This window comes from Cellulomonas sp. SLBN-39 (assembly GCF_006715865.1).
Classification (GTDB): domain Bacteria; phylum Actinomycetota; class Actinomycetes; order Actinomycetales; family Cellulomonadaceae; genus Cellulomonas.
In genome coordinates, this window is the sequence record NZ_VFOA01000001.1 from 3,462,144 (window position 1) to 3,477,560 (window position 15,417).

Here is a 15,417-nt window from a genome sequence, read left to right on the forward strand (position 1 = left end):
TGGCACCGGCCCGGACGGGTCGGTGTCACCGGCTCGTCGTACCGTGGGCCCATGCGACCCGTCACCGACCTGCAGCGGACCGTGGCACCGTTCGAGGTCGTCTCCGAGTACACCCCGAGCGGGGACCAGCCGACGGCGATCGCCGAGCTCGCGTCGCGCGTGCGGGCGGGCGAGAAGGACGTCGTCCTGCTCGGCGCCACCGGCACCGGCAAGTCGGCGACCACGGCCTGGCTGATCGAGGAGCTGCAGCGTCCGACGCTGGTGATGGCGCCGAACAAGACCCTCGCCGCGCAGCTGGCGACCGAGTTCCGTGAGCTCCTGCCGAACAACGCCGTCGAGTACTTCGTCTCGTACTACGACTACTACCAGCCCGAGGCGTACATCGCCCAGACCGACACCTACATCGAGAAGGACTCGTCGATCAACGACGAGGTCGAGCGGCTGCGGCACTCCGCGACCAGCTCGCTGCTGACCCGCCGGGACGTCGTCGTGGTCGCCACCGTCTCGTGCATCTACGGCCTGGGCACCCCGCAGGAGTACGTCGACCGCATGGTCACCCTCTCGGTCGGCGACCGTGTCGACCGGGACCAGCTCCTGCGCCAGTTCGTCACGATGCAGTACGCGCGCAACGACGTCGCGTTCACCCGCGGCACGTTCCGGGTGCGGGGCGACACGGTCGAGATCATCCCCGTGTACGAGGAGCTGGCCATCCGGATCGAGCTCTTCGGCGACGAGGTCGAGGCGATCGCGACCCTGCACCCGCTCACCGGGGACGTCGTGCGCTCCGAGCAGCAGGTCCACGTGTTCCCCGCGACGCACTACGTGGCCGGTCCCGAGCGCATGGAGCGCGCTATCGGGGGCATCGAGGCGGAGCTCGAGGCACGCCTGGCCGACCTCGAGCGTCAGAACAAGCTGCTCGAGGCGCAGCGCCTGCAGATGCGCACGACCTACGACATCGAGATGATGCGGCAGATCGGGTCGTGCTCCGGGATCGAGAACTACTCCCGCCACATCGACGGCCGCGCCCCCGGATCGGCGCCGAACACCCTCATCGACTACTTCCCCGAGGACTTCCTCCTCGTGATCGACGAGTCGCACGTGACCGTCCCGCAGATCGGGGCGATGTACGAGGGCGACATGTCCCGTAAGCGCAGCCTCGTCGACCACGGCTTCCGGCTGCCCAGCGCGACGGACAACCGCCCCCTGCGGTGGGAGGAGTTCGTCGAGCGCATCGGCCAGACCGTCTACCTGTCCGCGACCCCCGGCAGCTACGAGCTGTCGATGTCCGACGGCGTCGTCGAGCAGATCATCCGACCGACCGGCCTCGTGGACCCCGAGGTCGTCGTCAAGCCCACCCAGGGCCAGATCGACGACCTGCTCGGCGAGATCCGCGACCGGGTCGAGCGCGACGAGCGCGTCCTGGTCACGACGCTGACGAAGAAGATGTCCGAGGACCTGACGGACTACCTCCTCGAGAAGGGCGTGCGGGTCCGGTACCTGCACTCCGAGGTCGACACCCTGCGCCGCGTCGAGCTGCTGCGCGAGCTGCGGATGGGGGAGTACGACGTCCTCGTCGGCATCAACCTCCTGCGCGAGGGCCTCGACCTGCCCGAGGTCTCGCTCGTCGCCATCCTCGACGCCGACAAGGAGGGCTTCCTGCGCTCGGCGACCTCGCTCATCCAGACCATCGGCCGTGCCGCCCGCAACGTCTCGGGACAGGTCCACATGTACGCCGACCGCATCACGGCCGGCATGGCCACGGCGATCGAGGAGACCAACCGGCGGCGGGAGAAGCAGGTCGCCTACAACCTCGAGCGCGGCCTGGACCCCCAGCCGCTGCGCAAGCGCATCGGCGACATCACCGACATGCTCGCCCGCGAGGACGCCGACACCGCGGAGCTGCTCGGCGGCGCGGGCCGGCAGGCCAGCCGCGGCAAGGCCCCCGTCCCCGGTCTCGGCTCCCGGGCCGGCGGGCAGGACGGTCGGCGCGCGCTGGCGGGGGTCGCCGCGGGCGAGCTCGCGGACCTGATCCAGGAGCTCACGGACCAGATGCACGCCGCGGCGGGTGAGCTGCAGTTCGAGCTGGCGGCGCGGCTGCGGGACGAGATCTCGGGGCTGAAGAAGGAGCTGCGCCAGATGCAGGCCGCCACGGCCTGACGGCGCAGGCCTCGCCGCTCGCCGGGGTCCTCGCCTCCAGGTCGCCTATAGTGGCCCGTCGGAGGGGAGTACTCCCCGCGACTGCATCGTCATCACGGCCGCCGCTGACGCCGGCCCGGTGCGGCCGGCTGCGAGTCACGCCAGAGCGCGTGCGGTGGCGGAAGAGACCTCCGGTCATCCCCTGTCCCTACCGGGAGGTCATCTGCCGTGGACGTTCCTCTGTGGGCGTGGGCCGTCACCGTCGGCGTCATCCTCGTGATGCTCGCCGTCGACTACGTCGGCCACGTCCGTTCCCCGCACGAGCCGACCCTGCGCGAGTCCGCGTGGTGGTCCGCCGGCTACGTCGGCGTCGCGGTGCTGTTCGGCGCGATCGTGTGGGCCGTGTGGGGGTCGACCTACGGCGGGGAGTACTTCGCCGGGTACATCACCGAGAAGAGCCTGTCGGTCGACAACCTCTTCGTCTTCGTGCTGATCATGGCGAGCTTCCGGGTGCCGCGGCTCTACCAGCAGAAGGTGCTGCTCATCGGCATCACCATCGCGCTGGTGCTGCGGACCGTGTTCATCTTCGTCGGCGCGGCGCTCATCGAGAACCTCAGCTGGATCTTCTACGTGTTCGGCGCGTTCCTGCTCTGGACGGCCTGGTCGCAGATCCGCTCGGGCAGCTCCGACGACGACGAGGAGTACCAGGAGAACGCCGCGCTGCGTCTGACACGCCGGCTCCTGCCCACGACCGACGACTACGTCGGCGACAAGATGACGGTGAATGTCGACGGACGCCGGTTCATGACGCCGATGCTCATCGTCATGGTCGCGATCGGCACGGCCGACATCATCTTCGCGGTCGACTCCATCCCCGCGATCTTCGGGCTCACCCAGGAGACGTACCTGGTCTTCGCGGCGAACGCGTTCTCCCTCCTCGGCCTGCGCCAGCTGTTCTTCCTCATCGACGGCCTGCTCGACAAGCTCGTGTACCTGTCCTACGGGCTGGGTGCCATCCTCGGGTTCATCGGCGTGAAGCTCGTGATCCACGCGCTCCACACCAACGAGGTGCCGTTCATCAACGGCGGCGAGCACGTCACCGCCGTGCCCGAGATCACGACGCCCGTCTCCCTGGGGTTCATCGTGCTGACGCTGCTGCTGACCACCGTGCTGTCGCTGCGGCGCACGCGCCGTGACGAACGGGTCGCGCTGTCCGAGGCCACGTCGGCCCGCGAGGCGACGCTCGGCGTGCAGGACGGCCCCGAGGGCACCATCGGCGACGCAGGTCGGACGGACGGGGCGGACCGGTGAACCACGAGCTCCCCGTCGTCTTCGAGGTCGCCGCGATGGTCGCGGTCGTGAGCATGCTGGTGCTCGACCTCGCGATCGTCCGCCGCCGCCCGCACGTGCCGACCACGCGCGAGAGCCTCGTGTGGGTCCTGGTGTACGTGGGGCTCGCGCTCGGCTTCGCCGGGCTCCTCGCCGCCGTCGGCGGCGCGGCACCCGCGGGGGAGTTCCTCGCCGGGTGGCTGACCGAGTACAGCCTCTCGGTCGACAACCTCTTCGTGTTCATGCTGATCATGTCGAGCTTCGCGGTGCCGCGGGAGCAGCAGCAGCGGGTCCTCATGGTGGGCATCGTGCTGGCGCTCGTGCTGCGGGGAGGGTTCATCCTCGCCGGCGCGGCCGTGCTCGAGCGGTGGACGTGGGTGTTCTACCTGTTCGGCGCGTTCCTGGTGTACACGGCCGTGAAGATCGCACGCGACGGCGCCGGCGGCGGTGACGAGGAGTACGCCGAGAACCGGCTCGTGCGCACCGTGCGGCGGGTCCTGCCGATGTCGGCGGGGTACGACGGCGGCCGGGTGCGCACCGTGGTCGACGGCCGGCGCGTGTTCACGCCGCTCGTCGTCGTCTTCGTCGCGATCGGCACGACGGACCTGCTGTTCGCGTTCGACTCGATCCCGGCGATCTTCGGCCTGACGCAGGACCCGTTCCTGGTGTTCACGGCGAACGTCTTCGCGCTGATGGGGCTGCGCCAGCTGTACTTCCTGCTCGGCGGGCTGCTCGACCGGCTCGTGTACCTGCCGTACGGCCTGGCGGTGATCCTCGGGTTCATCGGGCTCAAGCTCGTGGCGGAGGCGCTGCACACCAACACGCTGCCGTTCCTCAACGGCGGGGAGCCCGTCGCGTGGGTCCCCGAGGTGCCCACGTGGGTGTCGCTCGCCGTCATCGCGGTGTCCCTGGCCGGTGCGACCGTGGCGAGCCTGCTCGTCACGCGCCGTCCCGAGGCGGCCGGTCCCGCCGACGCGGAGCCGGTCCTCCGCGAGACGGACGAGCAGCGCTGAGCGCAGCACGGGGACGACCCGCCGGGTGCACGGCGGGTCGTCCCCGTGCACGCACCCGGGGGCGTGGTCCGGGTGCGGTGCCGCTTCCTCAGACCGTCGTCGACCAGGGGCCCAGGACGAGGTCCCACGCGAGGACCTCGGCGTCCCGCACGAGCCCGGCACGGGCGAACGGGTCCTGGTCGAGCAGCGCGCGCACCTGCGCGACGTCCTGCGCGCGGAACACCAGCAGGGCGCCCGGCGGATCGGCCTGCGGGAGCGGGCCCGAGCCGAGCAGGGTGCCGGCCTCGGCGAGGGACGCGAGCCACGCCCGGTGCTCGGGGCGGACGACGTCACGCTCGGCGGCGCGATCGTCGTAGGTGTAGCGGACGGCGATGACGGTCATGGGGCCATCCTGCCCGAGCGTGCGTCGCGCCGAGGGGGCCGGACGACCCTGCGGACGCGGCGGCTGCCGGTGCGGGTGGCACAGTGGTCCCATGACCCGTACCGCTGCCCGCGGGGCCCGGCGATGACCCGCCGCCCGCGCACCCTGCTGACCGACGACCTGCTCGCCGCCGTGCACGCGCGCGCCCCGCAGCACGACCGCGACAACACCTTCCCGCACCACGACCTGGCCGACCTCGTCGCCGCCGGGTACCTGCGGGCCTTCGTGCCCGTCGAGCTCGGCGGTGCCGGGCTGACCCTCGAGGAGGTCGCGCGCGAGCAGATGCGGCTCGCGGCGGCCGCACCGGCCACGGCGCTCGCTGTCAACATGCACCTCGTCGTGACGGGACTGGCCGCGCACCTGCACGCCCACGGCGACGACTCCGTCGCGTTCGTGCTGCGCGACGCCGCGGCGGGCGAGGTGTACGCCTTCGGCAACTCCGAGGCGGGCAACGACCTCGTCATGTTCGGCTCGCGCACCCGCGCCGAGCCGCAGGCCGACGGCGGCTACCGGTACACCGGCACCAAGATCTTCACGTCCCTGTCGCCGGTGTGGACGCGCCTGGCCACGTTCGGGCTCGACGACTCCGACCCGGACGACCCCCGCCTCGTGCACGGCGTGGTCGCCCGCGGCGACGGCGTGCACGCCAAGGACGACTGGGACACCCTCGGGATGCGGGCGACGCAGTCGGCCACGACCGTCCTCGACGGGGCATACGCCCCGCCCGGCCAGGTGTACCGGCGCCTGCCGCCCGGCCCCAGCGCGGATCCGTTCGTCTTCGCGCTGTTCGCCGTCTTCGAGGTCCTGCTCGCCGCGGTGTACACCGGCATCGGCCGGCGCGCCCTGGCGCTGGGCGTCGAGCACGCCCACCGGCGCACGTCGATGAAGCACGACGGGCGCACCTACGCCCAGGACCCCGACATCCGCTGGAAGGTCGCCGACGCGGCCCTCGCCCAGGACGGCGCCGAGCTGCAGGTCGTCGCGCTCGCGCGGGACGTCGACGAGGACGCCGACCACGGTGCGCGCTGGTTCGCCCAGCTCGTCGGCCTCAAGGTCCGGGCCACCGAGAGCGCCCGGGTCGTCGTCGACCTGGCGCTGCGGGTCTCGGGCGGGGGCGCGTACTCCTCCGGCAGCGAGCTGGCGCGGCTGTACCGCGACGTGCTCGCGGGGATCTACCACCCGTCGGACGACGAGTCCGCGCACGGCACCGTCGCGACGTCCGTCCTCGGCCCGCCGCAGGGCTGAGGGGTCACCAGCCCCGGGCGCGCCACGCGTCCAGGTGCGGGCGCTCGGCGCCGAGGGTCGTGTCGGCGCCGTGCCCCGGGTACACCCACGTCGCGTCGTCGAACCGGTCGAAGACCCGTGCGCGGACGTCGGTGAACAGCTGCTCGAACCGCTCCGGATCGCCCCCGGTGGCCCCGACGCCACCGGGGAAGAGGCTGTCCCCGGTGAACAGGTGGACGCGCCCGGGCACGGCGTCGGGCACGTGGACGTGCTCGGGCTCGCGCAGGGCGAGGGCCACCGACCCCGGCGTGTGACCCCGCAGCGCGACGACCTCCAGCACGAGGTGCCCGACGGTGAGGGTGTCCCCGTGCACGAGCCGGCGCACGGGGGCACCACCGGCGGCGGCGCCGACAGCGTCCGCGTCGTCGGCGCCGGCCGCGAGGTCCGCACCGGTCACGGCCAGCACGGACACGAGCGCTCCCACGTGGTCGGCGTGCCGGTGCGTCGTGACCACGGTGGCGAGGCGGGCGGCCGGGGACCCCTCGCGCACGAGCGCGAGCAGCCGGTCGGGGTCGGCCGCCGCGTCGACGAGCAGCTGCGCGCCCGAGCGTCGGCACGTCACCAGGTACGCGTTGTTCGCGCCCGGGCCGACGGCGACCTTGCGCACCACCGCGTCGTCGAGCTCGCGCACCGCGGTGGGGCCGCCCACGCGGACGTCGCCGGTGTAGCTCATCCTCGGTCCTCCTCGTCCGTCGTGCGCCGCTGCTCGCGGTCCGGTCCTGCGACCGGTGCGCCCGACCGCTCGGCACGCAGCCGTTCGGCACGCCCGTGGCTGTGGGCGGCACGCACCAGCGCGAGGTGCGACAGCGCCTGCGGCACGTTGCCGAGCATGTGCCCGCCCACGGGGTCGTACTGCTCGGCCAGCAGGCCCAGGTCGCCGCCGAGCGGGACCACGGCGTCGAGCACCCGGGTCGCACCGTCCACGTCGCCCGCCCGGGCGAGCGCGTCCGCGAGCCACGACGAGCACGCCAGGAACGGCGCCTCCGGCCCGGCGAGGCCGTCGTCGGTCGCCTCCGTGCGGTAGCGCAGCAGCAGGCCGGGTGCGACCTCCAGCTCCTCCCGGACGGCCGCGACCGTGGACAGCACCCGCGGGTCGTCCGCGGGCAGGAACCCGACGAGCGGGATCTGCAGGAGCGCGGCGTCGGTGTGCTCCGCGCCCTCGTGCTGCACGAACGAACGGCGCCGCGACGACCACCCCCGGGCGAGGACGTCGGCGTGGATCTCGTCGCGCGCCGCCTCCCAGCGCGCCAGCGGGGCCGCCAGCCCGTACGCCCGCGCGCCGCGCACGGCCCGGTCGACGGCCGCCCACGTCATCACCCCGGAGTGCGTGAACCGGCGCGGTGCGCCCCGGACCTCCCAGATCCCCCGGTCGGGCTCTTGCCACCCGTCCAGCAGGGCGTCGACGAGCCGGCGCTGCAGCGCCCACGACGCGGTCGTCTCGGCCAGCCCCGCGTCGCGGGCCACCGCCAGCGCGCACATCACCTCGCCGAGGACGTCGTGCTGGACCTGGTCGACCGCGCCGTTCCCGACGCGCACCGGGCGCGATCCCGCCCAGCCGGGCAGGTGGTCGAGCTCGCGCTCCGGCATCCGCCGGCCGCCGTCGACCCGGTACATGATCTGCACGTCCCGCGGGTCCCCGGCGACGGCCCGCAGCAACCAGTCCCGCCACTGCGTGGCCTCGTGGCGGAAGCCCTGCTCGACCAGCGCCTCGACCGTCAGGGCCGCGTCGCGCAGCCACGTGTACCGGTAGTCCCAGTTGCGCGTGCCGCCCGGCGACTCGGGCAGCGACGTGGTCGCGGCCGCGACGATCCCGCCCGTCGCGGAGTCGGTGAGCATGCGCAGCACGAGCAGCGAGCGGACCACGGCCTCGCGGTACCGACCCTGGTACCGGCAGCCGCGCGCCCACAGGCCCCAGGCCGTCGCGGTCGCCTCGACGCGGGCCCCGTCGGGCAGGCGCGGCGGGGTCGGGCGCCACGACGGCGTCCAGGTCAGCGACAGGTCCACGGACTCGCCCGCGCGCAGCGTGAAGCGGTCGACGTGGTGGTGGTCGTCGGCGCGCGGCAGACGGGTGCCGCGCAGCACGAGGGCGTCCGGGCCGGCCGTCGCGCGGATCGTGTCGCAGCCCTGCGCGTCCTGCACGTGCTGCACCCACGGCTCGACGGCCCCGTAGCCGAACCGCACCGTCCACTCGTGCTCGACCTCGACCTCGCCCTCGGTGCACGTCAGCCGCCGCACGAGGTCCGCGCGTCCGTCGCCGAGCGGCATGGCGTCCACGGCGACGGCCGTGCCCGTGGCCGAGCGGTACGTCGTCTCGAGCACGAACGAGTCGCCGACCCAGCGCCGGCGCTCGCAGGTGGCGCCGGCGACGGCGAGGCGCCACCGGCCGTGCTCGGGGCCGCCCAGGAGGGCGGCGAAGCAGGCGTCGGAGTCGAAGCCCGGCAGGCAGAGCCAGTCGACGGACCCGTCGCGCGAGACGAGCGCGGCGGTGTGGCCGTCGCCGACCACGGCGTAGTCCTCGACGGGCGACTGGCCGGGCAGCAGGTGGGCGGACGGGACCGGGGCGTGGTGCGGGCGCATCGGTCCCAGGATGACGCGCCGGGGTCTGCGCCGCAGGTCGCACGCCCCCGGTGCCACCGGGGCGTCGAACACGTGTGCGATTGTCGGCGGGTCCGCGTACAGTCGTGCGACGTGAACGACCGACTGGTGGTCCGTGGGGCCCGCGAGCACAACCTGCGCAACGTCGACCTCGACCTTCCGCGTGACGCGCTCATCGCGTTCACGGGGCTCTCGGGGTCGGGCAAGTCGTCCCTGGCGTTCGACACGATCTTCGCCGAAGGCCAGCGCCGCTACGTCGAGTCGCTGTCGGCGTACGCCCGTCAGTTCCTCGGGCAGATGGACAAGCCCGACGTGGACTTCATCGAGGGCCTGTCGCCCGCGGTGTCGATCGACCAGAAGTCCACGAACAGGAACCCGCGCTCGACGGTGGGCACGATCACGGAGGTCTACGACTACCTGCGTCTGCTGTTCGCGAGGGCGGGGACCCAGCACTGCCCGGTGTGCGGCGAGCGGGTCACGGCCCAGACGCCGCAGCAGATCGTCGACCGGCTGCTCGAGCTGCCGGAGGGCACCCGGTACCAGGTGCTCGCGCCGGTGGTGCGTGGCCGCAAGGGTGAGTACGCGGACCTGTTCCGCGAGCTGCAGGGCAAGGGCTTCGCGCGGGCGCGCGTCGACGGCGAGGTCGTCCAGCTGACGTCGCCGCCCACGCTGGAGAAGAAGCTCAAGCACGACATCGAGGTCGTCGTCGACCGGCTCGTCGCGCGCGAGGGCGTGCAGCGCCGCCTGACGGACTCGGTGGAGACCGCCCTCGGCCTGGCGGGCGGCCTGCTGCTCGTCGAGCTGGTGGACGCGGAGGCCGACGACCCGGAGCGGGTGCGCCGGTTCTCCGAGACGCGGGCCTGCCCGAACGACCACGCGCTGTCCCTCGACGAGATCGAGCCGCGCACGTTCTCGTTCAACGCCCCGTACGGCGCGTGCCCCGAGTGCACGGGCATCGGGTCGCGCCTCGAGGTCGACCCCGAGCTCGTGGTCCCGGACGACGAGCTGTCGCTCGCCGACGGTGCGGTGGCGCCGTGGTCGCAGACGTCCGCCGACTACTTCCAGCGGGTGCTGTCGGCGCTGGCCAAGGACATGGGCTTCTCGATGGACGTGCCGTGGCGCGCCCTGCCGCAGCGCGCTCGCGACGCCGTCCTGCACGGCGAGAACCACGAGGTCCAGGTCCGCTACAAGAACCGGTGGGGGCGCGAGCGCACCTACGCGACGGGCTTCGAGGGTGTCATCACGTTCCTCGAGCGCCGGCACGCGGAGACCGAGTCGGAGTGGAGCAAGGAGAAGTACGAGTCGTACATGCGCGAGGTGCCCTGCCCCGTCTGCAAGGGCGCGCGCCTGAAGCCCGAGGTGCTCGCGGTCAAGGTCGGCGGACGGTCGATCGCCGAGGTCTGCGACCTGCCCATCGCCGAGGCCCGGACCTTCCTCGACGGGCTGGAGCTGGGGGAGCGGGAGCGGGCGATCGCCGCGCAGGTGCTCAAGGAGATCCAGGCCCGCCTGGGCTTCCTGCTCGACGTCGGCCTGGACTACCTCTCGCTCATGCGTCCCGCGGGGACGCTCTCCGGCGGCGAGGCCCAGCGGATCCGGCTGGCCACGCAGATCGGGTCCGGCCTGGTCGGGGTGCTGTACGTGCTCGACGAGCCCTCGATCGGCCTGCACCAGCGGGACAACCGCCGGCTCATCGACACCCTGACCCGGCTCCGGGACCTGGGCAACACGCTCATCGTCGTGGAGCACGACGAGGACACGATCCGCACGGCGGACTGGGTCGTCGACATCGGCCCCGGCGCCGGCGAGCACGGCGGTCGGGTGGTGCACTCCGGGGACCTCGACGGGCTGCTCGCGTCGACGGAGTCGGTGACGGGGGCGTACCTGTCCGGGCGCCGCTCGATCCCCATGCCGGCGATGCGGCGCCCCGTCGACCGGTCGCGGCAGGTCACGGTGGTCGGTGCACGCGAGCACAACCTCCAGGGCATCGACGTGTCGTTCCCGCTCGGCACGTTCACGGCGGTCACCGGGGTCTCGGGCTCGGGCAAGTCGACCCTCGTGAACTCGATCCTCTACACGGTCCTGGCCAACGAGCTGAACGGTGCGCGGCAGGTCGCCGGCCGGCACCGGCGCGTGACGGGCCTCGACCAGCTCGACAAGGTCGTCCACGTCGACCAGGGGCCGATCGGCCGCACGCCGCGGTCCAACCCCGCCACCTACACCGGCGTCTGGGACCACGTGCGCCGGCTGTTCGCCGAGACGAGCGAGGCCAAGGTCCGCGGCTACACCCCCGGGCGCTTCTCCTTCAACGTCAAGGGCGGGCGCTGCGAGGCGTGCTCGGGCGACGGCACGCTGAAGATCGAGATGAACTTCCTCCCCGACGTGTACGTGCCCTGCGAGGTGTGCCACGGGGCGCGGTACAACCGCGAGACCCTCGAGGTGCACTTCAAGGGCAAGACCGTGGCGGACGTGCTGGCGATGCCGATCGAGGAGGCCGCGGAGTTCTTCGCCGCGGTCCCCGCGATCGCCCGCCACCTGCGCACCCTCGTCGACGTGGGCCTGGGGTACGTGCGCCTGGGGCAGCCGGCGCCGACGCTGTCGGGCGGCGAGGCGCAGCGCGTCAAGCTCGCGGCCGAGCTGCAGCGCCGCTCCACGGGCCGCACCATCTACGTGCTCGACGAGCCGACGACGGGTCTGCACTTCGAGGACATCCGCAAGCTCCTCGGCGTCCTGCAGTCGCTGGTCGACAAGGGCAACACCGTGCTGGTCATCGAGCACAACCTCGACGTGATCAAGAACGCCGACTGGGTCGTCGACATGGGCCCCGAGGGCGGCAGCGGCGGAGGGCGGGTCGTGGCCCAGGGCACGCCGGAGCACGTGGCCGGCGTCCCGGAGAGCCACACGGGCCGGTTCCTCGCCGAGGTGCTCGAGCCGCAGCGGGCCGAGGCCAGCGCCTGAGGCGTCCGTCGCGGGCCGGTGCCCGCGACGGACGTGCTTCCCGCGGCCCCGGGGACCTCAGGCCGCTGCGGCGACCGTCACCGGGGTCGGCTCGTGTCGGACCGTGAAGTTCACCGACCGGGCGATGAAGCAGTGCTCGTGGGCCCGCCGGTGCAGGTCCGCCAGGAGGTCGTCGTCGACGCGTGCCCCGTCGGGCAGCGTCGCGCGTGCGACCGTGACGCGCGGGCGCAGGACGACCTCCGTGAACTGGCCGTGCCCCGCCGACTCGATCCGCATCGTCCCCGACGCGGCGTCGTCGTACCCCACGACCACCACGCCGGCCGCCGCGGCCAGGTGCAGGAACCACAGCATGTGGCACTGGGCCAGCGCCCCGACGAGGAGGTCCTCGGGCGACCACCGGTCGGGGTCGCCGCGGAACCCCGGGTCGGACGTGCCGGGCAGCGGCGGCTTGCCGCCGGACGTCAGCGTGTGGTCGCGGCCGTACGACGTGTACGTCGCGGTGCCGTCGGCACCGGCGCCCGTCCACGCGAGGTCCACCGAGTACTGGTGCAGCAGCTGGGCCATGATCCCACCCTAGTGGCGCAGGTCACAGGCGCACGCGCGGGCGGGCCCGCCGCCGACGACGGTGTCGGAGCGGCGAACTAGGCTCGCCGCATGGCCGACCCCGCGACGTACCGACCCGCCCCCGGCGAGATCCCGGACGCCCCCGGGGTCTACCGGTTCCGGGACGAGCACGGCCGCGTCGTGTACGTCGGCAAGGCCAAGAGCCTGCGCAGCCGCCTGAACAGCTACTTCCAGGACCTCGCCGCCCTGCACCCGCGCACGCAGCAGATGGTGACCACCGCCGCGTCCGTCCAGTGGACCGTCGTGGGTACCGAGGTCGAGGCCCTCGCGCTCGAGTACTCCTGGATCAAGGAGTTCGACCCCCGGTTCAACGTCAAGTACCGCGACGACAAGTCCTACCCGTACCTCGCCGTGACCATGGCCGACGAGGTGCCCCGCGTCCAGGTCATGCGCGGCGCCCGCCGCAAGGGCACCCGCTACTTCGGGCCCTACGCCCACGCGTGGGCCATCCGCGAGACCGTCGACCTGCTGCTGCGGGTCTTCCCCGTGCGCACCTGCTCCGCCGGGGTCTTCAAGCGGGCACGCCAGCAGGGCCGCCCCTGCCTGCTCGGGTACATCGACAAGTGCTCCGCACCCTGCGTGGGTCGCATCAGCACCGACGACCACCACCGCCTCGCGCAGGACTTCTGCGACTTCATGGCCGGCGACACCGCCCGCTTCACGCGGCGCCTGACCGCCGCCATGAAGGAGGCCGCCGCCGAGCTCGACTACGAGCGCGCCGCACGCCTGCGTGACGACGTCGCGACCCTGCAGAAGGCGACCGAGCGCAACGCCGTCGTCCTGCCCGACGGCACCGACGCCGACGTGTTCGCGCTCGCGGGCGACGAGCTCGAGGCCGCCGTGCAGGTGTTCCACGTGCGCGACGGCCGCATCCGCGGGCAGCGCGGCTGGGTGGTGGAGAAGGTCGAGGACCTGCAGGACGCCGACCTCGTCGAGCACCTCCTCCAGCAGGTCTACGGCAGCGAGGACGGCGGCGACGGCGGCACCGGGGCGGTCCCGCGCGAGGTCCTCGTTCCCGTGCTGCCCACCGACGTCGAGCAGGTCCAGACGTGGCTCAGCGGGCTGCGCGGCTCCCGGGTGCAGGTGCGCGTGCCCCAGCGCGGCGACAAGCGCGAGCTCGCCGCCACCGTGCACCGCAACGCCGAGCACGCCCTCGTGCTGCACCGCACCCGCCGCGCCGGCGACCTCACGTCCCGCAGCCAGGCCCTGCGCGAGATCCAGGAGGCCCTCGACCTGCCCACCGCACCCCTGCGGATCGAGTGCTACGACGTCTCCCACAACCAGGGCACCTACCAGTCGGCCTCCATGGTCGTCTTCGAGGACGGGCTCGCCCGCAAGAGCGAGTACCGGCTGTTCAGCGTCCGCGGCCCCGAGGGTCAGGGCGCGCGCGACGACACCGCCGCCATGCACGAGGTCATCACCCGTCGCTTCCGCCGCTACCTCGCCGACCGCGCGCAGTCGAACGACCTCGAGCTCGCCGACGTCGACGAGGACGACGCCCCCCGCAGCGGCCCGGTCGACGAGGCCACCGGCCGTCCCGTGCGCTTCGCCTACCCCCCGAACCTCGTCGTCGTCGACGGCGGCCCCCCGCAGGTCGCCGCCGCCGCCGCGGCCCTCGCCGAGCTCGGCATCGACGACGTCGCCCTGTGCGGCCTGGCCAAGCGGCTGGAGGAGGTCTGGCTGCCCGGCGAGGACTACCCGGTCGTCCTGCAGCGCACCTCCGAAGGCCTCTACCTGCTCCAGCGCGTGCGCGACGAGGCCCACCGCTTCGCCATCACCGCCCACCGCCGCCGGCGCAGCAAGGGCATGACCGTGTCCGCCCTCGACGACGTCCCCGGCCTCGGCCCCGCCCGCCAGGCCGCGCTGCTCAAGCACTTCGGCTCCGTCAAGCGCCTGCGCGCGGCCTCCGTCGAGGAGGTCGCCTCGGTCCGGGGGATGGGCCGGCGCACCGCCGAGGCCGTGCTCGCCGCGCTCGCGGGCCCGTCGGCGGCACCGGCGGCCGACGGGCCGTCCGACCAGCACGTGGACCCGCCCGCCGACCTGCACGCCGACCCGGACGCCGTGCCGGGCGCGCCGTCCCGGGTGGACGCGGACCCGGCTGGCATGCTGGAGGCATGAAGGAGCCGTCGCCCATCACCGTGCCGAGCGGCATCCCCGCGCTCGAGGCGGCCGCCGAGGCCCCCGTCCTCGAGCAGCCCGAGGTCCTCGTCATCACCGGCATGTCCGGGGCCGGTCGGTCCCGGTCGGCAGCCGTCCTCGAGGACCTCGGCTGGTACGTCGTGGACAACCTGCCCGCCCAGATGCTCACCCACCTCGTCGGGATGCTCACCAGCGGGCCCGTGGGGGAGGGCGCGCGCCGCCTGGCCGCGGTCATCGACGTGCGTGCCCGCGAGTACTTCGACGCCCTCGAGGGCGTCCTGGAGCAGCTGCGCGGCTCGGGCGTCGAGCTGCGGATCCTCTTCCTCGACTCCTCCGACGAGGTGCTCGTCCGCCGGTTCGAGCAGGTCCGCCGCCCGCACCCCCTGCAGGGCGAGGGGCGGATCCTCGACGGCATCACGCGCGAGCGTCAGCTGCTGTCCGCGCTGCGCGAGCAGGCCGACACGATCATCGACACCTCCGACCTCAACGTCCACGACCTGGCCCGCCAGGTGCGCGCCGTCGTCGCGGGCGACCACGAGGACGTCCTGCACGTCTCCGTGGTCTCGTTCGGCTTCAAGTACGGCATCCCGCTCGACGCCGACCACGTCGTGGACGTGCGGTTCCTGGCCAACCCGTACTGGATCTCCGAGCTGCGGCACCTGTCCGGCCGCGACGCGCCCGTGCGCGACTACGTGCTCGGGCGGCCCGGCGCACTCGTCTTCGTGGAGCGCTACGTGGACGCCCTCGAGCCGGTACTCTCCGGCTACCTGCAGGAGGAGAAGCGCTACGTCACCGTCGCTGTCGGCTGCACGGGCGGCAAGCACCGCTCGGTCGCGATCAGCGAGGCGATCGGCGCCCGCCTGCGCGACCGCGGGCACCGGGTGCAGGTGACCGCGAGGGACCTCGGCAAGGAGTGAGATC

Annotated in this window: 11 protein-coding genes; 7 read left to right on the top strand and 4 right to left on the bottom strand. The window is 73.2% G+C overall.

From position 1 onward, the window contains the following. Window positions 1-51: 51 nt before the first annotated feature. The 3 genes from uvrB to FBY24_RS15780 all read left to right on the top strand — a co-directional run bounded on the left by uvrB (window position 52) and on the right by FBY24_RS15780 (window position 4,478). Window positions 52-2,157, top strand: a complete 2,106-nt coding sequence (gene uvrB / locus FBY24_RS15770; RefSeq protein ID WP_142162039.1) for an excinuclease ABC subunit UvrB — start codon at window positions 52-54, stop codon at window positions 2,155-2,157. Window positions 2,158-2,364: 207 nt separating this feature from the next. After that, window positions 2,365-3,447, top strand: a complete 1,083-nt coding sequence (locus FBY24_RS15775; protein WP_142162041.1) for a TerC family protein — start codon at window positions 2,365-2,367, stop codon at window positions 3,445-3,447. Further along, window positions 3,444-4,478, top strand: a complete 1,035-nt coding sequence (locus FBY24_RS15780; protein WP_174243508.1) for a TerC family protein — start codon at window positions 3,444-3,446, stop codon at window positions 4,476-4,478. The genes FBY24_RS15775 and FBY24_RS15780 overlap by 4 nt, the downstream gene beginning before the upstream one ends. Window positions 4,479-4,566: 88 nt before the next feature. Here FBY24_RS15780 and FBY24_RS15785 read toward each other — a convergent pair whose 3' ends face one another. Continuing rightward, window positions 4,567-4,860 (bottom strand): YciI family protein, encoded by a 294-nt coding sequence (locus FBY24_RS15785; RefSeq protein ID WP_142162043.1) that lies wholly within the window; start codon window positions 4,858-4,860, stop codon window positions 4,567-4,569. Between the two features lie 123 nt (window positions 4,861-4,983). On the opposite strand from FBY24_RS15785, the gene FBY24_RS15790 reads away from it, so the two are divergent. Then, window positions 4,984-6,144, top strand: a complete 1,161-nt coding sequence (locus FBY24_RS15790) for an acyl-CoA dehydrogenase family protein (protein WP_142162045.1) — start codon at window positions 4,984-4,986, stop codon at window positions 6,142-6,144. A 4-nt stretch (window positions 6,145-6,148) separates the two neighbouring features. Here FBY24_RS15790 and FBY24_RS15795 read toward each other — a convergent pair whose 3' ends face one another. Next, window positions 6,149-6,856: an MBL fold metallo-hydrolase gene (locus FBY24_RS15795; RefSeq protein WP_142162047.1), complete on the bottom strand. Its 708-nt coding sequence runs from the start codon at window positions 6,854-6,856 to the stop codon at window positions 6,149-6,151. Continuing rightward, window positions 6,853-8,760 (bottom strand): glycoside hydrolase family 15 protein, encoded by a 1,908-nt coding sequence (locus FBY24_RS15800; RefSeq protein ID WP_142162049.1) that lies wholly within the window; start codon window positions 8,758-8,760, stop codon window positions 6,853-6,855. Before FBY24_RS15800 ends, FBY24_RS15795 begins: the two co-directional genes overlap by 4 nt. A gap of 111 nt (window positions 8,761-8,871) precedes the next feature. On the opposite strand from FBY24_RS15800, the gene uvrA reads away from it, so the two are divergent. Next, the gene (gene uvrA / locus FBY24_RS15805; RefSeq protein WP_142162051.1) at window positions 8,872-11,733 is read left to right on the top strand and encodes an excinuclease ABC subunit UvrA; all 2,862 of its coding nucleotides are present in this window, start codon (window positions 8,872-8,874) and stop codon (window positions 11,731-11,733) included. A gap of 57 nt (window positions 11,734-11,790) precedes the next feature. On the opposite strand, the gene FBY24_RS15810 is transcribed toward uvrA, so the two are convergent. Beyond that, window positions 11,791-12,297, bottom strand: coding sequence for an OsmC family protein (locus tag FBY24_RS15810; protein WP_142162053.1), 507 nt, complete (start codon window positions 12,295-12,297; stop codon window positions 11,791-11,793). 90 nt (window positions 12,298-12,387) lie between these two features. On the opposite strand from FBY24_RS15810, the gene uvrC reads away from it, so the two are divergent. Both uvrC and rapZ read left to right on the top strand, forming a co-directional pair. Then, window positions 12,388-14,475 carry an excinuclease ABC subunit UvrC gene (gene uvrC / locus FBY24_RS15815; RefSeq protein WP_142162055.1) on the top strand — a complete coding sequence of 696 codons (2,088 nt, stop codon included), beginning with the start codon at window positions 12,388-12,390 and terminating at the stop codon, window positions 14,473-14,475. Continuing rightward, a complete protein-coding gene (rapZ, locus tag FBY24_RS15820) occupies window positions 14,472-15,413 on the top strand; it encodes an RNase adapter RapZ (RefSeq protein WP_140458883.1) in 942 nt (313 codons plus the stop codon). Before uvrC ends, rapZ begins: the two co-directional genes overlap by 4 nt. Window positions 15,414-15,417 lie beyond the last annotated feature (4 nt).